The organism is Thermoproteus thermophilus (genome assembly GCF_055392855.1).
Genome location: NZ_AP042466.1, coordinates 1,194,682 through 1,216,660, shown reverse-complemented (window position 1 = coordinate 1,216,660; position 21,979 = coordinate 1,194,682). Strand labels below are relative to the sequence as shown.

Here is a 21,979-nt window from a genome sequence, read left to right as displayed (position 1 = left end):
GAACAATTCATGCTACCGGCCTCGGTTTTGAGACAGCTATACGTCCAGGGGAGCCTTAGGAATGGGCCCGACGGAGTCGAGTTCAAGCTCAAGAACATGTTGGCCCCCGCCACCATCACAGACTTGAGGATATCGGTGGACGGAGCGGCCGTGCCCAAGGACAAGATCGAGGTGGTGACGTCCTCGGGCAGATACGCGGCCGTCCAGCTGGAACAGCAAGGATACAAGTTCGCCGTTAGGGACGAAGTGACCGTAATCTTGAAGGGGCTCTCCCTATCGAGCGGTCCGCACAAGATAGACATAGCGGCTAGGACGAGGGAGTGGGGCGAGATATCGTTCGACGTGACCGACGTCCCTCGATAAACCCCGTTTTTTTAACCGCTTATGTCGACAGCTGTAGTCACTGGGTCAGGGAGGGGCATCGGCAGGGCTATCGCCGTTAGGCTAGCCCGGGAGGGCTACAAGGTCGTCGTAAACGCCAAAAAGGGCAGAGACGAGGCGGAGGAGACCTTGAGGCTCGTGAGGGAAGCCGGCGGGGATGGCGCCGTCGTTATGGCCGACGTCTCGAGCAGAGAGGGGTGCAAAACGCTTGTCGAGAAGGCCGTGGAGCTATTCGACGCCTTGGACGTGTGGGTGAACAACGCAGGACTAGGCCTATACTCCCGTTTCCTCGACGCCGACGATAGGCTTATAGATAAACAGTTGGAGACGACGTTGAAATCTGTCATATACTGCTCGCAAGAAGCCGCTGGCGCCATGCGCGACGGCGGCGTGATAATTAACGTGGCATCTATCGCCGGGCTTATGCCTTTCTACGGCCTCTCCATATACAGCGCGGCTAAGGCGGCTGTGATAAACTTAACTAAGGCACTCGCCGTGGAGCTGGCGCCCCGGATCAGGGTAAACGCCATCGCTCCCGGCGTCGTGAGGACTAAGATGGGCGATAGTCTCTTGGCCCTTTTGGGCATGTCGGAGGAGGAATACGCCAAGAGGAACACGTTGCTCGGCAGACTAGTTAGCCCCGAGGACGTGGCTGAGGCGGTGGTCGCGTTGGTGAAAATACCCAGCGTAACGGGCCAAGTGCTGGTCGTCGACTCTGGGGAGAGCCTAAAACACGGCTCGGTCCTACGACTCGACTAGGCCCTCCTCGGTGCATCGCGGCCGCCCAGGCGGCAGGAGGTCTTCTGGCCTCTTGTAGCGATCGGGGAGGAGCTCTGCGTATTTCGCGGCCTCGTCCACGTCGAGGATCCTCTCCCCCTCCTCCGACAACGCCTTGTCCACGAAGAGGTCTACGTATAGAACTCTTCTGCCCACCTCTGCGGGGCTGTTGACGTTTATATAAGTCCCGACCCAACGGCCCGACGCGTCGTAGTAGCTGTGGACCACGTAGGTGGAGCCCGGCCTTATGCAGCTCAGGGCGTAGAAACCACTTTCTATCCTCTTCCCGATGCCGTCGAGGACGCCCCCCGGCCTCAACGCCCTCTTGACCACGAGGACTCCGTTCTTTAATCCCAGGGAAACGCCCCTCATCTTGATCACGTCGCCCCACGGCTTTACGTGGAGTATCTCCACATCGCCTTTGGCGAGGAACTCGGCGATTTTCTCGTAATCGCTGGCTTTTATGTAGTCGAGGAGGTCGAGGCATTTGCCGAGGCCTTGCGCCCTCAAGGCGTGGTGGCCGCTCGCCGTGGGCACGACGGAGGCCCTCGCCTCGTCGAGCCTCCTCTTGGCCTCGGCGTCGAACAGAACCACGTAGAGGCAATCGCCGCGCCTGGCCACCTCCCCCTCGCCCCACGCGCTCGAGGATATCTTGAGTAGCTCGTCGTAGAGCGCTTTCGCCTCGCCCTCGAGGACTTGCTCGTCGGCAAATCTGGCAGAGGACTTGAACCTCAAGCCCAAGCCTTGTGATATATATCTGAGCCTAGTATCGGCCAATATCCCGAGCCTCAGCCTATCGCTGGGGCCTATATGCTCGCTGTACTTGACGCCGCCTATGGTGTCCACCTCGAGGTAGCGCCCGGCCACCACGATCTCCGGCACCGCCACGCCGGGCTTAGGCCCTATGGGCGGCCTCAACACAGTGAAGAGCCTCCTGGAGGGGTAGACCACGTATCTGCCCGGTATCTCGGCGATCCCCCCGCCGGGGGTCTTGACGTAATGCCTATCGCCCTCCGCATACGGCGTGGCGGCGAAGACCTCCTTGACGCCGTCCTTGGCCTTGGCCACGAAGGGGCCAAGCTCCTTGAGGCGCTCCACGAAGGCCTCGGCGGCCTCGCAAGAGCCGAGCACCACCACGCCGGTCTTGCTCTCGTGGTCCTTGATCGTTATATCGGGAGGGCTTAGGTCCTCCGCCAACTTAAACCTATCTATTATGGCCTTAGTCGGCTGGACCACCGAGAATCCCCAGTCTAAGGCCAGCTTGGTCAACGCCGTCGAGAATATACCGCGAATCCTCACCTTGTACACATCCGGCGAGGCGGCGAGGTTAATAAACAAAGCGGCGCAAAGATAATAAGCAAGCCCTATAAACCGCCGGTGAAGATCGTCTTGACCAACGACGACGGTCCACACGCGCCTGCGCTGAAGCGGGTCGCGGAGGCTCTCAAGAAGAGGGAACACCAAGTCGTCGTGGTCGTGCCTGAGCGCCAGAGGAGCGCCACGGGCTTCGCCAGGACCTACCACAAGCCGTTGAGGGTGCGACGAATGGGCGAGTACTATTTAACAAACGGATTCCCCACAGACGCCGTGTTCCTCGCCTTGAACCTCATAGCGCCCGACGCCGATTTGGTCGTGAGCGGGATCAACATAGGCGAAAACATAGGCTTCGAGTCCACCTACGGTAGCGGAACTGTCGCGGCGGCCATTCAAGCGGGCGTGTTGGGCAAGAAGGCCATAGCGGTCTCCATGGAGCAAGGAGCCGATATGCGCAACGCCGTGGCCTTGTTGGTCTCATTCGTCGAGGCCTCCGCGGAGCGCTGGCGCGACGGCCTCCTCGCGGTCTCCGTGAACGTGCCCAGCGGCTGGGGCGGAGAGCTGATTTGCCCTAAGGCGTTGGCAGTGGGCCTATACGCCGAGAGGTTGTACAAGTTCAACGACCCAAGAGGGGAGGATTTCTATTGGCGATGGGGGCCGAGGAGGGATCAATTCCCTGAGGACACAGACGCCTACGCCTTCTATGTCCGCAAGGCGGCGACGGCGGTCGGCATATGCGGAAACGGCGTTTGCGATATAAGCGATCTCGCGTCGGCCGCGCTTAGACGGCTTGCGGAGTTGCGCGTTAGGCCATGAGCTGGCTGAGGGGCAACGTAGGCGTTATCGTCATATCGTGGTTCCTCTTCGCGATCTCCTCATCCTTGACGTTTCCCTATTTGGCGAAGTACATGGAGCTGCTCGGGGCCTCCGAGATCGACATAGGCGCGGCCACCGCGCTCGGCTCTTTGGCTAACATGCTGGCCGTGTTGCCCGGGGGCGTCCTCACCGACGTGATAGGCAGACGTAGGTCCATAGTGATAGGCACGTGGGGAATCACGGCGACGCAGTTCCTCTACGCGGCGGCCCCCAACTGGCAGACGTTCGTGGTTGTCTACGTCGTGGACTCGGCGTTGCATTTCTATCAGCCCGCGTTGGCCGCTATACTTCTCGACTCGTTGCCGCCCGAGAGGAGAGGGGGCGGGATGATGTTAACGGCCGTGTTGCCCCAAGTGCCGTGGCTGTTCCTGCCGCCTGTCGGCGGCTATCTGCTAGACGCCATGGGGCTGGCCGGGATGAGGATCTCGTTCCTCCTATCGGGCGTCATATCGGCGGCCGTGGCCTTGTTCAGGATGAGGTCCCTCGTAGAGACTGCTCCCGTGCAGGAGATGCCCACCAAAGAGTTACTCAAGGCGATGGCTGAATCCCTGGCGTTCTGGAGAGGATTCGGCGGGCAGGACTCCTTGGTCAAGTACACGTTGGTCCTGGGCCTAGCCGCGAACGCGGCGGCTATCCCGTTGCAGAGATTCGGCGTGTTGTACGCCACCGGGGCGTTGGGCTTGGACAACTCGACGTGGGGCGTCGTGCAGAGCGCCGCCACGGGCATAGCCATGGCCTTCGGCCTCGTCATGACGCCCGTGATAGACAGAGCGCCTAGGGCCACTGCCATATTCTCGGGGCTCATGCTCGCGACGACGGGTTACCTAATAGCGGGGCTCTGGAGAAGTAAAGTGGCCATAGCGCTCGCCACGCTCACGGCCGGGGTCGGCTACGAGGTCGTCACGGCAGTTAGGCGCGCGGTGATCGGGGATCGGGTGGCTCAAATAAACAGAGGCAAAGTCATGGGCGCCTCCATGTCTCTGGAGTACTTGGGCGCGATCGTCGGCGGCATATGGGCGGGCGTCCTCTACTCGGCGTCGCCCAACTTATCCTTCATAGTATCGGCCGCCATTACGGCGGCCTCCTCGGCCTATTTAGCCCCTCATTTCCTCAGAGACCTAGGCTTGTGGGGAGAGAGGCGCAGACCTCCTACTTAATATATAGCGCGCCAGCTCGTCCTCGCCTATCTCGTAAAGCCTCGCGACCCTCCCTATCGGCATTATGTATAACGGCGTCTCGTCCTCGCCCAGTCCCACGACCTCCTTGACGCCCTCGTCGTCGAAAGCCCCGACTGCCACTGTGCCCAGCCCCAGCGCAGTGCATTGTAGATAGACGTTTTGGCCGAGGTGTCCTAAGTCCATATGGACGTATCTAACTCTCCCCCTCTCGCCGTACACCCTTTCGGTCTTCCAGTAACTCGCTGATACGACCAAAGAAACCGGCGCGTCCAGAACCCATTCTTGCCTCAGAGCGGCCTCGTATAATTGCCTCCTCACGTCGCCGGTTTTGATCAACAGAAGAGAGTGCCTATGCGGTAGATATTTGTAGACTCCGGGCGCCACGGCGCGCTCGCCGTCGACGACGCCGCGCTCGCCCACGACCGCGTAGACGTTGAGGGGGTATATCGCGCCGGCGCTGGGCGCCGTCCTGAAGCCCCACCTCGTCTCCGAGATACCGTAGGCGGCCCATAAGATTTGGCCGAGCTCCTCCAAGGTCAAGGGCTCGTCCAAGTACTCTCTGACGGACCTCCTCCTCGACAAGGCCTCCTCGACCGACATGGTCCCCCTCAACTTGGGCATTGGCAAGAAGACCTCTCCGGAGACGCTCGTGGAGGTCCTCCAACCCCTCGGCCGGCCCGAGGCCGAGAACAACAAGCCGACCACGCCGCCGGCGAGGGCCAATGATAAGATCAAGCGGTAGAGAGGACTTAGGAGAAGCGCTAATAATATACCCCGTCTCCCCATGTGGACTCATGGGCGTGAATAAAAACCTCATCTACCTAGCGCTAGTAGATACGACCGCGGTCTTGTTAGCGGCGCTGGGATATTTAGCGGCGCTCACGGGCTACTGCATGTCGAAACCGCAAGCCTCGGTCTTGCCTTATGGCGTATGCGCCAAGCTCCACCTGGACCTAATACCGCCCATCGCCGCGGCGGTCGGCTTCGTGCACACAGCCGCCGGCCTCTCCTTATGGCTCGCCAGAATTGGGAAAAAACTAGATCTATATATCTGGATTATTGGGTTTATAGCTACGCTATATCTAATACACTTATCGATAGTATAAATAACTTTAATATAGGATGCGTATTCGCGTATATGGATGCGCATTTGGCCGTGGCGTCCTCGGCTGACGTGTCCGATGATGTTAGAAAGGAGTACTACGAGAAATACAGTAGACAACTCGCAGGGCTGGGCGTCTCGATAACCCCCGACTCAGACACGGCGTTTATAGTAGTGCTCACGGGCGGGGCGGAGAACGAAATATTGGCGGCGTCTAGGCAATACAACGTGCTCTTGGCATGGCCTCAGTACAATTCCTTGCCCTCGGCGCTCGAGGCGCTCGCGGCGTTGAGGGATTCGGGGAGGTACGTCAGACTGATAACGTTGGCAGGGCCCGGCCGGCCGTTGGACGAACGGGCTGTGAGGTCCTTGAGGCTCATCGAGTTGATCAAACGCGGGGCGCCGCGATTTGGGCTCGTAGGGACGCCTAATTCTTGGCTGGTGTCGAGCAACATGACTTTAGTAGTCGTGGACCAAGTAGGGCTCGAGGAGACCCTCGTTGGCTTGGACCCTAAGGAGGGGCTCGAGGACGCCGAAAGGCTCGTGTCGGGCGCGACCTCCAGCGAGTTCTCGGGGGCGCAGATAGCGCCGATGGCGGCCTACGCCAGAAGGCTGGCGGAGCTGGCGAGGAAAAGGGGATGGGACGGCCTAACGTTGGGCTGTTGGTGTTTCGACAAAGAGGCCATAAGGAGGATCGGCTGGACTCCGTGCATCTCGCTCGCTCTGTTGAACCAAATGGGGATGCCGGCTGCGTGCGAGGGCGATATGAGGGCCTTGTACTCCATGTACGTGCTCTCGAAGCTCTCGGGCGGGCCGGCGTGGATGGGCAACGTGAACTTGGCAGAAGGCGATCTATTGGTGCTCACCCACGACGGAGCGCCGCCCTTAATGGCCGATAAATACTCCATAGTGAAGCGCATGGGCACAGGCGCGCCGGCCGCCTTAAGGGCCGTCTTCGCCTCGGGCCTCACGGCAACGCTCTTGAGAGTCTCAGCGGATCTCAGAAAGGCCCTCTTGCTCAAGGCGATCACAGTCGAGGCGGAGAGGGTCGAGGCTTGTAATAGCCAAATAGGGCTGAAGCTTCTCGTCGGCTCGGCCAAGGACGTGCTCGACTCGGGGCTGGGCAACCACTTGGCCTTTGTGCTAGACGACGTATACGACGAGGCGAAAGAATATTTAACCTATATGGGAGCTAAGGTAATACCGTGATGATTCCTTCCGCTGGGATCTCGTGGCCGCGAGGCACAACTGCTGACGAGAGGCCATGGACTTAGGGGCGCTCCTCTGGTTGGCGCTTTGGTTGTTCTCGCTTTGGGGATCTTTGACTTTGCTCAAGGGACGTCCGGTCAACCCCTTGTTAGTGATCCTCGCGTCGATTTTAGCTCCGTTCCTCTTCGTCGTGGGCTTCTTGATAGGCATTGCGGCGTCGGTCCTCTTGGCCGTGCTCTTCCCCCCGCTAGTGCTCCTCGCGTTGCCGCTCGCCTTTATTCTAGGCGTGTTGTTGGCCCTAGCCGCCATCTCGGCGCTGACGGGCGTGGGGATTTTGAGGGCCCTCGCGGCGGTGCTTCTAGCCGCCTTGATCACTACGCTGGCCTCCTACCTCTTGTGGCACGCCGCTGTGCCGCCGCAGATCGCCAAAGCGCCTATGCCGTTTTAGGCTGAGGAGCGCGCTTAATATAACCATAATAGCCATACATGGACCTCGCGACCTTGACTATATCGCTGGCCGTCTTCATAGGCGCTTGGTACAGCCTCGCCGCCGTTATCGGCCGTAGGATCAACGCCGACGCCGCTAAGAAGTGCGGGGGGTGCGATAAGATGCGGTTTCTAGCTACGGGGACCTCCTATTTGGTCGAGATGGAATGCCGATGGGCCAAATACGTAGGGGTCTTCGTCCAACGGCTCCCGTGGGACAACCCGTTCAACTTAGCTGCGAGTTTAATAGCCAGGAGAAGGCCGCTAGCCCTCGTCAAGGCGGATCTGGGAAGGCCCTTGCCTTGGTCCCTCGACATGTCGGCGAAGGGTGCGCTGGGCCCCGCGGAGAGGGTAGGGGGCTATTTCGTCGTCGGGAGGGCCCTCCCCAAGGCCCTCGTGGCGGAACTCGCCGACGCGTGCAAGAGATTGGGCGTCGTCCGCGTATCGGCAGGAGGGAGCCTCGTCGAGATATATATACCCTCAGACAATTGCAACCTCGCTATACAAATATCAAAAACTATCATTGAGATTTTAGAAAAATATCTAAAGAAGTAATGCTTAAATAGAAGAATAAAAAACTCTCCATGGGCTTCCTAGACACTCCGGCGCCCTATGTATTGGCTGGGTTGGCGTTGTATCTCATAACGTATTTCACATATTCCAAATATGTAGACAGGAGGATCTGGAACGCCGATCCTAATAGGCCGACGCCCGCCAAGATGTACTTCGATGGAGTTGAATATTTCCCTGTATCTAAATATGTATTATTTGGGTATCAATTCAAGAGTGTGGCAGCCCTAGGCCCCATTGTGGGGCCTCTCACGGCCGTGTTGTTCTATGGGTGGATTCCAGCGTTGCTTTGGGTGATCTTCGGTAATATGTTCATTGGCTGGGTCCAAGACTATAGCGCTATGATGATGTCGGTGAGGAGCGATGGGAGATCTATGGGCCCCATCACGTATAAGCTACTTGGCGGGAGGGCTAGGACTATTTTACTGACGTACTTAGTGTTCTACTTGATAATAATCACTGCTGTGTTTGAATGGACGATCGTAGACGTCCTCAACAGAGTGCCCGGCACCTTCATCGCCGTATTGTTCGTCCTCCTCGGCGGCGTGGTGTTCGGACAGATGGTCTTCAGAGCCAAGATGAGCGTGTTGACGTCTACGGTGGTGGCGCTTATTATAGTGTTAATAGGCTATTTCTTCGTCACCTTGGTGCCGCTGGCGCGCAACCCGCCTACGAACTTCTTGGATAATCCAGCATATTTGTCGCAATTCCCCGCCCCGCAAGGCGTCAACCCGGCGGCTCTCACTTGGCCCGGCACCAACACTGTGCTCTTTTGGCTTATCATAATTTCGATATTGTACTTTGCGGCGGCCGTGACCGTAATGCCGAAGTTCCTCTTGCCCACGGTCTATGTGGGCTATCTCCCGTCGATAATCGCATTGATCTTGGTCCTCTTGGGCGCCATAGCGACTCCTCTGACTAATTTAACGATACAACAGAGAGCTATTGGAGACCTCTTCGTGGATCCCTTGAAGAACCCACAAGGTGGACCCATTTGGCCTATACTGTTCGTGACAATAGCGTGCGGAGCGATATCGGGCTGGCACAGCTTGATCTCGTCTGGGCTGACGTCTAAACAGCTCGAGTTCGAGACCGATGCGCTCCCGGTGGGCGGCGGCGCCATGATGACCGAGGGCGCCGTGGCCCTCTCGTCCATAGCCTCTGTGATGGTGCTAGCCGCGCCGCCGACAGGAGCCGCCGCCTACGTGGTCGGCGCCACTAAGCTAACGTCTGCGATGTTACACGTAGATCCCGTGTTCATGAACATCCTATACGGCATATTCGTAACGGTGATGGGCTTGATCACGTCTATGTTGTTCGTCAGAGTGTTTAGGTTGACCATGGCAGAGCTTTTCGAGGGCTCCATACTTGGTAATAAATACGTCTCGACCCTCTTGATAATTGTACTAGCTGGCTTCTTGGCCTTTGTAGGTTCTTGGACCAATCTATGGGTATTCTTCGGCGGCACGAACCAGTTGTTAGCTGGCCTCGCGCTGCTTTTAGTGGCCATCTTCTTGACCAGCCAGAAGAAGCCGAGCGCATATACCTTCATACCCGGCGTGTTCATGGCCATTACAACTCTGGCGGCGCTGGCGTGGGAGACCTACGTCTACGGCCTATACGCCTGGCTCAATAAGCCTATAGGCGTTCAAGCGGCCGCGGCTAAACTATACGGGCCCTGGGTGGTGAGTATATCCAACTACATATCCGCAGCATTCGGAGCGTTGCTCCTAGTGTTAGGAATTATAATGACATACTACTTAATACTAGGCTGGTTGAAATATAGAAGGGAGAGTAAGCAGTAAGGGTAATTTTAAAAACCCCCCCTTCCTTTTATTTCGTGGGAATCCTGAACAAGATAAGGGAAGTGATAGAGGGAATGGCCGTGCACGGCCAAGCGGTCTCGATACTCAGGATCAAGGCCCAGATCGACAACCTCTTCATGATAATCACGTTGGGCGACATGTTGGGCATCCCGTTGCTCCCGCCATACTACTCGTTAAGGCTTCTGCCATATATGTACCCCAACATCCAGAGCTGGAAGATGTACATGTTGAGGGAGAGGGACGTAACCGACAGGATAGCATGATAGGCCTTAAGGGGCTCTTGGAGAAAAGGCCGAAGCTTAAGGTGCTGATATACGCGGGCAAGGGCGGCCTCGGCAAGACGACGTTGAGCGCCGCCTCGTCGTTGATCCTCTCGAAGGAGAAGAAAGTGCTGGTGTTCAGCACAGACCCCCAGGCGTCCCTCAGCGATGTCTTCGAGAGAGATGTGTTCGGCAAAGGCGAGGTGAAGATAACGGAGAACCTATACGTCCTCGAAATAGACGCCGATAAGAGGATAAACGAGTATGTGGCGTCGATCAAGAAAAAGATAATCGACATGTATAAGCTAGATAAACTGCCCCCCGACTTGGAGGAGTACATCGATAGCGCCGCGGCGGAGCCCGCCATGTACGAATCGGCCGTCTACGACGCGATGGTGGACGTCGTCTCCGAGGGGAAATACGACTACTACATATTCGACATGCCTCCCTTCGGCCACGGCATTAGGATGATAGCGATGGCCGAAGTGCTAAGTCAATGGGTCGAGAAAATAACCGAGCTCAGAAAACAAGCCTACGAATACGGGAGGGTTGCCGCGTCATTGAAGAGGGCGAAGCTCACCTATGAGGACGAGATACTCAACGAGCTCCAATATGTTAGAGATAGAATCGTGGCGTTCCGGAATATAATAGCCAACAAGGAGACCGCGGCGTTTATGGTTGTGGTGACCCCCGAGAGGATGAGCATACTGGATACCGAAAAGGCCTTGGAGATGTTCTCGTCCTTAGGCCTAGAGGCCGCGGGCATAGTGGTCAACCAAGTGTACCCGCCCGAGTTGGCCAAGAGGCCCGAGACGCCTGAGTACATCAAGAACAAGATAGAGGAGCAGAGGAAGTACATAGATGAGATCAGGCGGAAATTCGGCGACATGGTCATATCCGTCGTGCCTATGTTGAACAGAGAGCCCAAGGGGCTCGAGGCGTTATCGATAATAGCAAAGGAGCTGTGGTCGCCTAGCAGATCCCTCGAGGATTACACATGAAGGCGCTCCTCGACACCAAGACCAAGTTCTTGTTCTTCGGCGGCAAGGGCGGCGTCGGCAAGACCGTAGTCTCGGCGGCCACCGCGTTGTACTTCGCAGAGAAGGGCGAGAAGACGTTACTGGCCTCGTTCAACCCAGTCCACTCCCTCTCCTCTCTGTTCGGCCAAGACCTAAGCGGCGGCGTCATAAAACGGGTCTCCGGCGTTGATAACCTATACGCCGTGGAGGTGGAGATAGGCGATATAGTGGAGAAGTATAAGGAGCGGGTGACCGCTTTATTGAAGGAGATCTTCAAATGGGCCGAACTCCCGGTCGACACGAGGCCGCTCGTGGAGATAGCCACCACAAACCCCTCGTTCCACGAGGCTGCCATGTTCGACAAGATGATGGACATAGTGCTCAACGAGGGCAACAACTACTCCCGCATAGTGTTCGACATGGCGGCGGTTGCCAACGCCGTGAGGCTCATAGGCCTCTCGAAGCTCTACGGGCTTTGGCTACAACGCACGATAAAGATGAGGCAAGAGGCTCTCTCGTTGAAGTACCAGCTGGCCTTCCGCAAGGAGAAGGTGATGGAGGAGATAAAGAAGGACCCAGTCCTCAACGACTTGATCTCGCTACAAGAGCGTTACGCCAAGGTGAGGGATATATTGAGGGATCCCGAGAAGACTAGGTTCGTCTTCGTGACTATACCCACGGTGCTCTCCATATCTGTGGTCAAGAGGTTCATAGATATGGTGAAGGCCTACGAGATACCCATAGGAGGCGTCGTCGTCAACATGGTCATACCGCCCGAGGAGGCTGAGAGAGACCCCACCGGCTTCCTCAAGTCCAAGAGCGAGGAGCAAGCCAGGAACCTGGAGCTAATAGACAAATACTTCGGCTCGTTTGTGCTCAGCAGAGTGAAGTTGTTCCCCGAGGAGATCGTGGGCTTGGATAGGCTCAAGCTATTCATGAAGGAGCTCATTAAATGAAGTTAAAGCAGATAATCCACGACTTTCTGTTCGGGGCCTTCCTCTTAGACCTATACAGGGAGACCGCCAAGGCGCACAAACAACTCCTGACCGTCACGGAGTTCTTAGTCTTCGGCGAGTTCGTGGGCGTGCCCTTGTTGTCCACCTACTACGCCTTGAGGCTCCTCCCGTACTTCGTGGCGGATCTATACGACTTCAAAAGGGAGGTGTTGAAGGAGAGGGACGTGCTCGAGGAGTTATCGGAGATAGATGTCCACTGAGGACTACTCTTGGCACGCCATAGCGGTCGGCAACAGCATATTGGGCGTCTACAACTTCCTAGTGCTGGCGGCCCCTCCTCATTGGAGGGTGATCGTGATGCCGATGGCCTCCGACGTGTTCTCGTACACGTCCAAGGACGGAGTTAAGTGGGTTAAAGACGGCGAGGTGAAACACTTCGTCAAGGCCGGCCCTGAGTTCTACGAGCTGGAGATCAAGGTGAAGCCGGGTAATAAGTTGGCCTCGAGGGGCGAGCCCGTCGATTTCGGCGGCCATAAAGGGTTCTATTATTTAAAGAGGGAGGGCATCGTCAAGAAGTCTGAGGTGTTGGTAGTCGAGGTTTATTGTCCGGAAACAGATAGGACGATAACCGTGAAGCTCAGGGGCAACGGGGCACCGCTAGAGGCGTTGAGGTATTTCAGATACAGCCGTTGCCACTAGGCCCTCTCCCATATGGCGAGGTAATACGGCGATTTTAGGTATTGTCTAACTCTCATGAAGCCCGCTGATGCCAAGAGGTTGTCCACGTCCCTCGCCGTGTAGAAGTTATTGGCGCCGCTCCACAAGAACAACGCCGCCAACGACGGCAACGCCGCCGCGTCCACGTTGCCCACGACCACCTTGGCGCCCGGCTTGAGCCTCTCGGCGAGGCACAACAGCTCCTTGTAGGGGCTCGAGAACCAGTGCAACGACTCGAGCAGAGCCGCAGCATCGAAACGGGCCTTGACTGCGCTACAAGCATCGGGCGCCAGCTCTGCGTACACGACCCCCATCTCCGCCAAGTCCTCCAAGACGTCCCTGTTCTTGTCGTAGACGTATATCACGAGCCCCAGCTTGTTGAGAGCCTCTAAAACTGGATAGACCTCGCCCATGTAGGGCGCTACGACGATGCCCGACGCGGCCTTCCCGAGGACTTCGGCGTAGGTCTGGACTACGATAGAGTACCAGAGCGAGGACACGGCGGAGATCCTTAGGAGCTCCGCCATTTCTTCCATCCTCTGAAGGGATCTCGTCACGGCGTCGTGGAACTCCACGAATTGAGCTCCGATATAGGAGCTCAACACCGGCCTTTTCGTCGCTCTTCGCGGGCGCCCCCTCTCGTCCACGAAGCCTCCCGCCAACAAGACCCTGAACAGCAGATCTCTGTACCTCCCCTTGAGCTGGTCCAGCCACATCAAGGCGTAGCTCGCGCTCGTGTCGACGACGTCCTTCACGGGCCCTATCAATAACAGCTTCCTCAAAAACGCAGACGACCTCTCGTCTTGAGAGAACAGATCGGCCATTCAGTCCCCTAACGCCGATTTTATCTTGGCGGCGAGCTCCTTGGGGTTACGCACAGGGCCGCTGTGGACTAATTCGCCGTTAGCCAACACTAGCGGGATTCTGCCCGTCCTATGTTTTATCATTAGATAAAGCCCTCTCAAGGACATCGGGCTCGTGAACCTCACGGGGACGTCTCCCAACATGCTCAAGGCGGCCATTAACGACGCGAAGTCGCTCCCCTCTTGTAGCTCCTCGGTGAGCTCTATCCTGAAAGCCCTGGCCACCTCATCGCATGTCCTACACACGCCTATTCTGGCGGGGACGAATGCCACTATTTCTAGCACATATTTAAGTGTCCAGATAAATTTAAACATAATAGTACGAGCTACACGACGTCGACGAGCTCTAGTCGGCCGAGAAGTTAAATAATCGTAATGAGGCCTCTCCAATGATACCTATCTCCGTTATGGTCTCGGGATCCGGCACGACGTCGTTTAGGATTAAGGGCCGATACGGCGTCGATAAGCCGAGCGATTTCGCCGCGCCTTTGAGGCCGGCAGTCACTTGGAACATAACGAGGCGGTGCAACCTCAGGTGCCTCCATTGTTATGTGGACGCGGGACTGCGCGATCCCGCCGAGCTCACGACCGACGAGGCTATGGACGTGGTGGACCAAATGGCGGAGGTCGGCGTGCCCATGGTCATATTCTCAGGCGGCGAGCCCCTCCTTAGGGAGGACCTCTTCCAGATAGCGGAATACGCCGGGAGCAAGGGCATTAAGCTAGTGCTCTCGACTAACGGCACGCTCATAACCAAGGAAGTGGCCAAGAAGCTCAAGGACCTAGGCTTCTATTACGTCGGCATTAGCCTAGACTCGGCGGACGAGGACTACCACGACGCCTTCAGGGGCGTGAGGGGGGCCTTCGCCGCCGCCCTCGCAGGCGTGAGGAACGCCATAGAGGCGGGCCTCGACGTGGGCCTCCGCTTCACGGTCACCTCTAAGAATATAGAGGAGGCGCCGAGGTATATAGACTTCGCCGCCTCGTTGGGCGTGAGGAGGGTCACTTTCTACCACTTATCCGCGGCGGGCCGCGCGCAGAGGATGGAGAAGGGGTGGTACTACACGCCGGAGCAGTACAAGGCCTTTATAGAAGCGCTTATAGATTACGCGAGGAAATACGCGGGCAAGTTGGAGATAGAGACGACCCTGGCGCCTTACGACGGGATCTACATAGCCGAAAAACTAGGCGGCTCCGAGGCGTATTTCAAGTTCGTTGAAGCGGCCGGCGGCTGCGGCCGTAAGATGATATCGATATACCCCAACGGCGACGTGTACCCGTGCCAATTCCTCGATTTCTACAAGCTCGGCAACGTGAGGGAGAAGAGGCTACGCGAGATCTTGAGGCCCGAGGCGCTCGAGCCCTTCGTGAACACGGACAAGTACCTAAGAGGGCCCAAATGCGGCGCATGTCGATATAAACAATACTGCAAGGGGGGAGATCGCGCAAGGGCGTACTACTTAAGCGGCGATATGTGGGGCGACGACCCCTTGTGCCCAATACCGAGCCTTTTGGGTTGAATATGGGCAGGGAGAGGCTCATCGCGGTGCTTTCGGCGTATTTGGGCTGGGTCATGGACGGCTACGACGCGTTGCTCGTAACGCCGATAATCCCCTTGTTGGGCTCCGTCTTCTTCCCAGGCCCCTACAGCTATCTGGGCGGCCTCTCGACGTTGGTGGCGACGTTGGTCATGAGGCCTCTGGGCTCCGTCGTCATGGGGTATATAGGCGATCGAGCCGGCAGAAGGGTCGGGCTACTCGCGACGACTCTCGGCTACTCGCTATCGTCCTTGCTCATAGCCGTGATGCCTCCCTACGACGCCGTAGGCGTAGTCGCGCCGATAGCGGTGCTCGCGTTGAGGTCGGTACAAGGCATCTTCCTGGGAGGAGAGTGGGGTCCGGGGACGGCGATGATAATGGAGTGGAGCGGGTGGAGGGGCGAGTTGGCCTCGGCCTTCGCGCAGACGGGCTACCCCCTCGGCGCTTTGTTGGCTAATATCGTATACGCCGTCATGTCGACGTCCATGGGCCTGGACTTCTCTGAGCTCGGCTGGAGGATCTACGTGGCCACGGGCGCCCTAGCCGCGTTGTTGGCGTTCGCCTTGAGGCGCAAGTCCGTGGAATCCCCTCTGTGGAGAAGGCCGGTGAAGAACCCGTTAACGGCCCTCTTCCTCGGGAGGAGCGTCGAGCTGGCCTACGCGGTGGCCACGACCACCGGGCTATTCCTTGTGTACTACTCCACCTACCTCTTGTATTCCCAATATCTAAAATACATAGGGATGCCCTACTTGACGCCTACGGTCATGACGGCATCCACCGCAGCCGCTGCGTTGGCGGTCTTCCTCGGCGGCGTCCTCTCATTGCCGTTCGGCCACAGAGCCGTCTTCGTAGGAAGCATGATAGCCGCCGTTGTGCTCGCGCCTTACGTGTTGATCGCGAAGCCCGCGCCGGCTACTTTGACGTTGCTAGCCGCCGTGGAGAACTTAGCCATGGGACTCGTGCCGTACGTCTTGACGAGGAAATTCGGCGTCGAGCACAGAGCGACGGGCTTAGGCGTGTCCTACAACTGGGGACTACTCGTGGGCGGCTGGGCCCCATTGCTGGTCGGGCTCCTCGGCCCTATGCCTATAGGCATGACCGTCGTCGCGTCTATAGGCGCGCTTACCGCTATCGTGGGCTTATTGGCTCTTGAGAGGACCCCATCTGCCTAGCTCCTCCACGGCGTACTTCAACGCCATCGCCGCCAGCTCCACGTCCCTCACGCTTATAGCCTCGTCCTCTGTGTGGGCAAGCCTGGGGTCCCCGGGGCCGAACGCAGCCATGTTCTTGGTCAAGGCCATAAGCAAGTTGAAGTCAGCAGTGCCGTATTTTTTGCTCAATTTAGGTTCAATCCCCACTTTGAGGAGGCCCCTCACCAAGGCCCTCGCGGCCGGGTTGGTGGGGTCCACCTCGGCGGGATCCGTACAAGTCTTGACGCGCGCCGGCAGCCCTCTGAGCAGCTCCTCGAGCTCCTCGCATTTATGCCCGGGTGGGATCCTGACGTCCAAGACCACGACGCACTCCACCGGGACCTTGTTCGGCGCATCGCCGCACTTCACGATTGTGGGCATCACCGAGAAGTCCTCGTACCTATCGCCGGGTCTTAGAACCTCCTTGACCTTGAGGTAGGCCGCGTAAAGCTCCTCGAAGGGGTTGCCGTAGATGGGGCTTGATGCGTGCCCGCCTCTAGTGCTTAACTTGAGCTCGACCTTGCCGCCCCCTCTATAGGCGTAGGCTATGTGTAAATTCGTGGGCTCGCCCACGTAGACGTAGTCAGGCCTCGGCGGCCCTCCCCTAATGAGCTCCTCGGTGCCCTCGCTGTCGTCCTCCTCGGCCGTCACGAGGGCCAGGACCAAGGTGCCGCGGGCCTCGGCGGCGCGGAAGGCCTCGAGGTACGCCACGAGGGGGCCCTTATCGTCCACGGCGCCTCTGCCCCTCACCACATCGCCCTCGTCCCTCACCTCTAGGCGGCCGACCACGGTGTCCATATGGGCGTGGAGCCAGACGACAGGCGCTCCCTTGCCCTTAACCGCAACGACGTTCCCCGCCCCGTCGATCCAAGCGTCGTCGGCGTGTTCCTTAACGACGTTTAGCAAGAACTTCGCCAGCTCCTCCTCTTCGTGGGAAGGGCTATATATGGACAACGCGCGCACTAAGAGCTCTTTTATATCCATGACGTGCTGAATAGCCTCCCTTAAAAGTCTATGAAATCGCTAAATAAATTTTATATACGGGATGTGTTTCAACGGCGCTCCGTAAGTTAGATATACCTCGACTCCGCGTTATACACATGAACTGCGTTACTCAAGTAAAGGCCAAGATCGAGGACAAAACGTTGTTGAAGTTCTGGTACTCGTTGGAGAGCTCCTACAGAGCCGTAATCGACACGCGGATGAGGAGAACGTTCGGCGTATCGTTCGAGGAGCTGGCGCTTAAGCGGCCCGGCGATGTTTACGACGCGCTCGTAAAGGCCGTAGGGCCCCACAACGCAGATGTCTTCATGATAATGTACGCCAATTGGCTCAACAAGGCCGACTAGTTTTTTGTCCCTCTCCACGAAAAGCTTATATATAGGGCCCAGCCTGGCCTATATGGAATTTTCGGGGAAAACGGGGCCAGCGGGGCGAGGGCCGTTATACTATCGGATAGGCCCGAGCTAGGCGAGAGGTTATTAGCCAAGTACTTATCGGCCCGCGGCCTCCTCGCCGAGATCATCGACGTAACCCAAACGCCCATAGAGGGGTTGGACGGGTCCATCTTCATCCGCACGAGGAACCAGTACTTAGGCGCGGCCTACGCCTCCTTGTTCCGCAAGGCGATAAACCAATCCCACGCCATATACAACGCGCTCAATAGACTAACTTGGCTGCCCAAGTTCGGTCCTCCTTTCGTCGTCTTGTCAAGCGACGACGCGGTGGAGAGGGTGGACTTCAAGCCGCCTTGGCTGTTAGCCACGGCGTGGCGCCTCGGACTAGACGGCATAGTGACGAGCGTCGAGGGGGCCAAGAGCGTGGTGGAACACCGCAACTACATGAGGAATCCCCTCTCCAAGATAAGCGTGGTCATGCCTAAGCCCAAGGAGGTGAGGAAGGTGTTCGCCGCGGCCGGGATCGACGGCATGGCCGGCGAGGTGTTGAGGTATTTGGGGCTCAAATACGCCGAGGTGTCCATAGGCGTATACGACGACGGCGAGCGCGTGGTGGACGTGGACCCGATCCCCGAGCTCGACGAGGCCAGGGCCAAGTTGTTGGCAGACGTGGCGTTGGAGGAGGCATGAGGGCTTGCATAATAGGCGCTTCGGGCTTCACCGGCGGGGAGCTGTTGCGCATATTGCTCCAACACGGCGGCGTCGAGGTGGTCTGCGCGACTTCCAGGAAGTTCAAAGGGGAGTTCGTGTACAGAGTACATCCCAACTTGAGGGGCTTCACGAATCTCAAGTTCGTGGAGCCGAGCCTCGACGCGGCTCTGAAAGCCGACGTGGTCTTCTTGGCGTTGCCTCACGGCGAATCCGTCAAGTGGGTCCCCCAGCTCTACGAACACGGGCTGATGGTGGTCGATCTGGCGGCTGATTTCAGACTGAAGGACCCCAACGCGTACGTGGAGTGGTACAAGTGGCCTCAACCGCACCCGTATCCCGACCTCTTGAAGAAGGCGGTCTACGGCCTGCCCGAACTACACAAGGATGAGCTGCCGGGGGCTAAGCTCATAGCGTCTCCGGGGTGCACCGCGACCGCCTCCATATTGGCGTTGGCCCCTCTGGCCAAACACGGCCTCCTGGGCTCGATCCCGCCCGTGATAGACGTGAAGATGGGCTCCTCTGGCGCCGGGGCCGAGGGCTCTGTGCTCGACATGCATAGCCACCGCACTTACGTCATAAGGCCCTACGAGCCCGTACATCACAGACATGCGGCCGAGGTGGAGCAAGAGCTCTCCAGACTCGCCGGGAGGGAGATCAAGGTGGCGTATACGCCCCACGCCGTCGACGCGGTGAGGGGGATATTGTCCACGGCTCACGTGTTCGTGGACAAGGACGTGGACGAGCCGACTTTGTGGAAAACGTATAGGTCTATGTACGGCGACGCCAAGTTCGTCAGAATAGTCAAGGACAAGCTCGGCCTAGCGCGTTACCCCAATATAAAATATGTATTGGGCACGAACCTCGCCGACGTCGGCTTCGAGATAGATACGAGGATGAGGAGGGTGGTCGCCTTCTCGGCAATAGACAACTTGGTCAGAGGCGCGGCCGGGCAGGCCGTACAAGCCTTCAACATAGCGGCAGGCTTCCCGGAGGACCAAGGGCTTAGGCACATACCCCCGCACCCCATATGATCGTGGTCAAGATCGGCGGCTCTGTCATCTGCAAGGACCCCTCCCGCGCTATCGAGGACTTGGCGAAATACGCCGGGGAGGCCGTGGCTGTGCACGGAGGCGGTTGCGCCGTCAACGAGCTGATGAGGGCGCTCGGCATTCAGCCGAAGTTCTTGACGCATCCTGGAGGCGTCGTGAGCAGATACACAGACGGCGAGACGTTGAGGGCCTTCGTGATGGCCATGAGCTGGATCAACAAGACGCTGGTGGCCTCCCTCATCGCTAAGGGCGTAATCGCGGTGGGACTCACGGGAGCCGATGGACTAGTCGTCAAGGCCAAGAGGAAGGAGAGGGTGTTGGTCGTGGACGAACGGGGCAGGCAGAGGGTCGTGGACGGCGGCTACAGCGGGAAAATTGTCGACGTCGACGTCAAGGCTCTGGCGCCGCCTCCCCTCAAGGTCTTGGCGCCCATAGCTGTGTCCGAGAAGGGGGAGCTCCTCAACGTCGACGGGGACCAGATAGCGTTCGAAGTGGCGACAAGGCTAGGCGCTAAGTTGGTCATATTGAGCGACGTCGACGGGCTCATAATAGGCGGCAGAGTCGTCGAGAGGTTGACCCCCGACGAGGCGGAGGAGTTGGCCAAGACTGAGGAGGTAAAAGGCGGAATGAAACGCAAGCTCTTGGCCGCCGCCGAGGCCGCGAGGAGGGGAGTCGAGACCGTCATATACAACGGCCTCGTCGAGTCCCCCGTAACCAAGGCCTTGTCGGGCGCCGGCACTCATATCGTTCCAAAATAGGAGAGAAAAATTTAAATATTAAGTAAAAATCCAAATTTATGGCAAAGATTAAACTAACTGCAATATGTAAAGTTTGCGGCAGCGAGATAGAGTTGCCTGAGGACGTCATGGACGGGGAGATAACCTCGTGTCCCACCTGTGGGACTAGATACGTGGTGCGGTTGAAGGACGGAAAAGTGGACTTGGAGGAGTTCAGAGGCGACGTGGAGGACTACGGAGAGTAACCCCGTTCTTTTTTAGAAAATTTTTATAAAGCTCCCCGATAGGGGACGTATGCCCTCGGGGCGAGGAAGATAAGCAGAATAGTTCTTGCCTATTCAGGCGGGCTCGACACGACCGTCGCCATAAGATGGCTCGCTGAGAAGTACAACGCCGAGGTCGTGACGGTCACAGTGGATGTAGGACAAGAGGAGGACTTCGCCGAGATCGAGTCGAGGGCCTATAAAGCCGGCGCCGTGAGGCATTACACGGTGGACGCCAAGAGGGAATTCGCCGAGGAGTACGTGGGCAGGGCCATTATGATGAACGGCATGTACGAAGGCAGATACCCCTTAGGCACCGCGTTGGCCAGGCCGCTGATAGTCGAGAAAACCGTCGAGGTGGCAAGGCGGGAGGGGGCCGACGCAATAGCCCACGGTAGTACCAGCAAGGGCAACGACCAGGTCAGATTCGACGTGACGGCCAAGGCGCTTGCGCCCGACTTGGAGATCTTGGCGCCCGCCAGGGTCTGGGGCATGGGCAGAGACGAGGAGGTCGAGTACGCCAGAAAGCGCGGGATACCGGTCCCGGAAGCCCACAAGAAGTACAGCATAGACGAGAACTTGTGGAGCCGCTCCATCGAGGGCGGGCCCGTGGACGACCAAAGGGCCGAGCCTCCCGAGGACGCCTTCAAGTGGACCGTGCAGCCCGAGAAGGCCCCGGACCAGCCCACATACGTCGAGATAGAGTTCTCCGGCGGCTTGCCCAAGTCGATCAACGGCGAGAGGCTCGACATGGTGTCGCTGGTGAAGTCCTTGAACCAGATAGGCGGCGCCGCCGGCGTCGGGAGGATAGACCACATAGAGAGCAGGCTCGTGGGCTTTAAGAGCAGGGAGGTCTACGAGGCGCCCGCCGCGGTGATATTATACGAGGCGCATAGAGATCTCGAGAAACTGGTGTTGACGCCCAGGGAGCTGAGGTTCAAACACTTCGTGTTGGATCCGCAATGGGCAGACCTCGTCTACCAAGGCCTATGGGTGGAGCCCCTGAGGCACTCGATAGAGGCGGCGGCGAGGGAGATGGAGAGGTGGGTCGAGGGATGGGTCAAGGTGAAGCTCTACAAGGGGTCCGTCCAAGTCGTAGCAAGGGACTCCAAATACGGGACCTATAACAAGGAGCTCGCCGATTATTCCAAAGGCTGGTATCCTAGCGACGAGGAGGCCAGAGGGTTCATAGAGATGTGGTCCCTACATAGCCTTACGGCTCTAGAGAGAAGAAAAATAAATAACTATTAATTCCATATTATATTTTTATTAAAACAAATGAAAATACATTAAATATGCTGTTACATTTGTATATATATTGGTAATATCTTGGAAGGAGCATAAAAATTATATAAAGGGAGGATAAACGCATTGCGATGGGGCAACGCAAGCTCTCCTCGGTCGTCTGTCCGAACTGCAAACGCCCAGTCAAACCACAAGAATGTAGTAGAAAGGCTCTCTCGAAGAGGTACGTGTTAGTGACCTATTGTTGTCCTCGTTGCGGCGCGGAGCTCCTCGCCGAGCATATAGAGATCGTTTAAAATATATAGATCATCGCGG

General features: G+C 57.7%; 28 protein-coding genes. 23 read left to right on the top strand and 5 right to left on the bottom strand.

The window, feature by feature from the left end; all coding sequences use genetic code 11:
- Positions 1 to 9 precede the first annotated feature (9 nt).
- Positions 10 to 363 carry a hydroxymethylglutaryl-CoA reductase gene (locus tag ACZ5PA_RS07155; protein WP_464929657.1) on the top strand — a complete coding sequence of 118 codons (354 nt, stop codon included), beginning with the start codon at positions 10 to 12 and terminating at the stop codon, positions 361 to 363.
- A gap of 21 nt (positions 364 to 384) precedes the next feature.
- Positions 385 to 1,140: an SDR family oxidoreductase gene (locus ACZ5PA_RS07150; protein WP_464929656.1), complete on the top strand. Its 756-nt coding sequence runs from the start codon at positions 385 to 387 to the stop codon at positions 1,138 to 1,140.
- Here ACZ5PA_RS07150 and ACZ5PA_RS07145 read toward each other — a convergent pair.
- Positions 1,126 to 2,466: a ribonuclease FAU-1 family protein gene (locus tag ACZ5PA_RS07145; protein ID WP_464929655.1), complete on the bottom strand. Its 1,341-nt coding sequence runs from the start codon at positions 2,464 to 2,466 to the stop codon at positions 1,126 to 1,128. The genes ACZ5PA_RS07150 and ACZ5PA_RS07145 overlap by 15 nt on opposite strands.
- Positions 2,467 to 2,535: 69 nt before the next feature.
- On the opposite strand from ACZ5PA_RS07145, the gene surE reads away from it, so the two are divergent.
- Together surE and ACZ5PA_RS07135 are read left to right on the top strand one after the other, a co-directional pair.
- Positions 2,536 to 3,288, top strand: a complete 753-nt coding sequence (surE, locus tag ACZ5PA_RS07140; protein WP_464929654.1) for a 5'/3'-nucleotidase SurE — start codon at positions 2,536 to 2,538, stop codon at positions 3,286 to 3,288.
- Positions 3,285 to 4,505 (top strand): MFS transporter, encoded by a 1,221-nt coding sequence (locus tag ACZ5PA_RS07135; RefSeq protein ID WP_464929653.1) that lies wholly within the window; start codon positions 3,285 to 3,287, stop codon positions 4,503 to 4,505. The genes surE and ACZ5PA_RS07135 overlap by 4 nt, the downstream gene beginning before the upstream one ends.
- Here ACZ5PA_RS07135 and ACZ5PA_RS07130 read toward each other — a convergent pair.
- Positions 4,467 to 5,312, bottom strand: a complete 846-nt coding sequence (locus ACZ5PA_RS07130) for a SagB/ThcOx family dehydrogenase (protein ID WP_464929652.1) — start codon at positions 5,310 to 5,312, stop codon at positions 4,467 to 4,469. The two genes, ACZ5PA_RS07135 and ACZ5PA_RS07130, sit on opposite strands and share 39 nt — an antisense overlap.
- A gap of 8 nt (positions 5,313 to 5,320) precedes the next feature.
- Here ACZ5PA_RS07130 and ACZ5PA_RS07125 point away from each other — a divergent pair, with 8 nt between their 5' ends.
- From ACZ5PA_RS07125 to ACZ5PA_RS07080, 10 genes are read left to right on the top strand one after another with little or no spacing between them, the layout of a single operon-like run.
- On the top strand, positions 5,321 to 5,632 hold the full coding sequence (locus ACZ5PA_RS07125; protein ID WP_464929651.1) for a hypothetical protein: 312 nt from the start codon (positions 5,321 to 5,323) through the stop codon (positions 5,630 to 5,632).
- Positions 5,633 to 5,664: 32 nt separating this feature from the next.
- On the top strand, positions 5,665 to 6,837 hold the full coding sequence (locus ACZ5PA_RS07120) for a fucose isomerase (RefSeq protein ID WP_464929650.1): 1,173 nt from the start codon (positions 5,665 to 5,667) through the stop codon (positions 6,835 to 6,837).
- 55 nt (positions 6,838 to 6,892) lie between these two features.
- On the top strand, positions 6,893 to 7,285 hold the full coding sequence (locus tag ACZ5PA_RS07115) for a hypothetical protein (RefSeq protein ID WP_464929649.1): 393 nt from the start codon (positions 6,893 to 6,895) through the stop codon (positions 7,283 to 7,285).
- A 38-nt stretch (positions 7,286 to 7,323) separates the two neighbouring features.
- Complete coding sequence (locus ACZ5PA_RS07110) at positions 7,324 to 7,878, top strand: hypothetical protein (RefSeq protein ID WP_464929648.1); 555 nt, start codon at positions 7,324 to 7,326, stop codon at positions 7,876 to 7,878.
- A 29-nt stretch (positions 7,879 to 7,907) separates the two neighbouring features.
- Complete coding sequence (locus ACZ5PA_RS07105; RefSeq protein ID WP_464929647.1) at positions 7,908 to 9,698, top strand: carbon starvation CstA family protein; 1,791 nt, start codon at positions 7,908 to 7,910, stop codon at positions 9,696 to 9,698.
- Positions 9,699 to 9,733: 35 nt separating this feature from the next.
- On the top strand, positions 9,734 to 9,982 hold the full coding sequence (locus ACZ5PA_RS07100; RefSeq protein WP_464929646.1) for a DUF7990 family protein: 249 nt from the start codon (positions 9,734 to 9,736) through the stop codon (positions 9,980 to 9,982).
- A complete protein-coding gene (locus tag ACZ5PA_RS07095; RefSeq protein ID WP_464929645.1) occupies positions 9,979 to 10,980 on the top strand; it encodes an ArsA family ATPase in 1,002 nt (333 codons plus the stop codon). The genes ACZ5PA_RS07100 and ACZ5PA_RS07095 overlap by 4 nt, the downstream gene beginning before the upstream one ends.
- Positions 10,977 to 11,954, top strand: a complete 978-nt coding sequence (locus ACZ5PA_RS07090; protein ID WP_464929644.1) for an ArsA family ATPase — start codon at positions 10,977 to 10,979, stop codon at positions 11,952 to 11,954. Before ACZ5PA_RS07095 ends, ACZ5PA_RS07090 begins: the two co-directional genes overlap by 4 nt.
- Positions 11,951 to 12,214 (top strand): DUF7990 family protein, encoded by a 264-nt coding sequence (locus ACZ5PA_RS07085; protein ID WP_464929643.1) that lies wholly within the window; start codon positions 11,951 to 11,953, stop codon positions 12,212 to 12,214. The genes ACZ5PA_RS07090 and ACZ5PA_RS07085 overlap by 4 nt, the downstream gene beginning before the upstream one ends.
- On the top strand, positions 12,204 to 12,653 hold the full coding sequence (locus ACZ5PA_RS07080; RefSeq protein ID WP_464929642.1) for a hypothetical protein: 450 nt from the start codon (positions 12,204 to 12,206) through the stop codon (positions 12,651 to 12,653). Before ACZ5PA_RS07085 ends, ACZ5PA_RS07080 begins: the two co-directional genes overlap by 11 nt.
- Here ACZ5PA_RS07080 and ACZ5PA_RS07075 read toward each other — a convergent pair.
- A complete protein-coding gene (locus tag ACZ5PA_RS07075; RefSeq protein ID WP_464929641.1) occupies positions 12,650 to 13,495 on the bottom strand; it encodes a methyltransferase domain-containing protein in 846 nt (281 codons plus the stop codon). The genes ACZ5PA_RS07080 and ACZ5PA_RS07075 overlap by 4 nt on opposite strands.
- Positions 13,496 to 13,819 (bottom strand): hypothetical protein, encoded by a 324-nt coding sequence (locus ACZ5PA_RS07070; protein WP_464929640.1) that lies wholly within the window; start codon positions 13,817 to 13,819, stop codon positions 13,496 to 13,498. It abuts the gene before it with no gap.
- A gap of 104 nt (positions 13,820 to 13,923) precedes the next feature.
- Here ACZ5PA_RS07070 and ACZ5PA_RS07065 point away from each other — a divergent pair, with 104 nt between their 5' ends.
- Both ACZ5PA_RS07065 and ACZ5PA_RS07060 read left to right on the top strand, forming a co-directional pair.
- Complete coding sequence (locus ACZ5PA_RS07065; protein ID WP_464929639.1) at positions 13,924 to 15,054, top strand: radical SAM protein; 1,131 nt, start codon at positions 13,924 to 13,926, stop codon at positions 15,052 to 15,054.
- Positions 15,055 to 15,056: 2 nt separating this feature from the next.
- The gene (locus ACZ5PA_RS07060; protein WP_464929638.1) at positions 15,057 to 16,244 is read left to right on the top strand and encodes an MFS transporter; all 1,188 of its coding nucleotides are present in this window, start codon (positions 15,057 to 15,059) and stop codon (positions 16,242 to 16,244) included.
- Here the strand turns inward: ACZ5PA_RS07060 and ACZ5PA_RS07055 are convergent.
- The gene (locus ACZ5PA_RS07055; protein ID WP_464929637.1) at positions 16,212 to 17,246 is read right to left on the bottom strand and encodes a M20/M25/M40 family metallo-hydrolase; all 1,035 of its coding nucleotides are present in this window, start codon (positions 17,244 to 17,246) and stop codon (positions 16,212 to 16,214) included. The genes ACZ5PA_RS07060 and ACZ5PA_RS07055 overlap by 33 nt on opposite strands.
- Before the next feature lie 116 nt (positions 17,247 to 17,362).
- Between ACZ5PA_RS07055 and ACZ5PA_RS07050 the strand changes: the two genes are divergently transcribed.
- The 7 genes from ACZ5PA_RS07050 (at position 17,363) to ACZ5PA_RS07020 (ending at position 21,960) form a co-directional block, all read left to right on the top strand.
- Positions 17,363 to 17,611, top strand: a complete 249-nt coding sequence (locus ACZ5PA_RS07050) for a hypothetical protein (RefSeq protein WP_464929636.1) — start codon at positions 17,363 to 17,365, stop codon at positions 17,609 to 17,611.
- Positions 17,612 to 17,815: 204 nt separating this feature from the next.
- The gene (locus ACZ5PA_RS07045) at positions 17,816 to 18,349 is read left to right on the top strand and encodes a hypothetical protein (protein WP_464929635.1); all 534 of its coding nucleotides are present in this window, start codon (positions 17,816 to 17,818) and stop codon (positions 18,347 to 18,349) included.
- Positions 18,346 to 19,401 (top strand): N-acetyl-gamma-glutamyl-phosphate reductase, encoded by a 1,056-nt coding sequence (argC, locus tag ACZ5PA_RS07040; protein ID WP_464929634.1) that lies wholly within the window; start codon positions 18,346 to 18,348, stop codon positions 19,399 to 19,401. Before ACZ5PA_RS07045 ends, argC begins: the two co-directional genes overlap by 4 nt.
- Positions 19,398 to 20,177, top strand: coding sequence for a [LysW]-aminoadipate/[LysW]-glutamate kinase (locus ACZ5PA_RS07035; protein ID WP_464929633.1), 780 nt, complete (start codon positions 19,398 to 19,400; stop codon positions 20,175 to 20,177). Before argC ends, ACZ5PA_RS07035 begins: the two co-directional genes overlap by 4 nt.
- A 38-nt stretch (positions 20,178 to 20,215) precedes the next feature.
- Complete coding sequence (locus ACZ5PA_RS07030; protein ID WP_464929632.1) at positions 20,216 to 20,401, top strand: alpha-aminoadipate/glutamate carrier protein LysW; 186 nt, start codon at positions 20,216 to 20,218, stop codon at positions 20,399 to 20,401.
- A gap of 69 nt (positions 20,402 to 20,470) precedes the next feature.
- Positions 20,471 to 21,670: an argininosuccinate synthase gene (locus ACZ5PA_RS07025; RefSeq protein WP_464931235.1), complete on the top strand. Its 1,200-nt coding sequence runs from the start codon at positions 20,471 to 20,473 to the stop codon at positions 21,668 to 21,670.
- Positions 21,671 to 21,795: 125 nt separating this feature from the next.
- Positions 21,796 to 21,960, top strand: a complete 165-nt coding sequence (locus ACZ5PA_RS07020) for a hypothetical protein (protein WP_464929631.1) — start codon at positions 21,796 to 21,798, stop codon at positions 21,958 to 21,960.
- Positions 21,961 to 21,979: the final 19 nt, after the last annotated feature.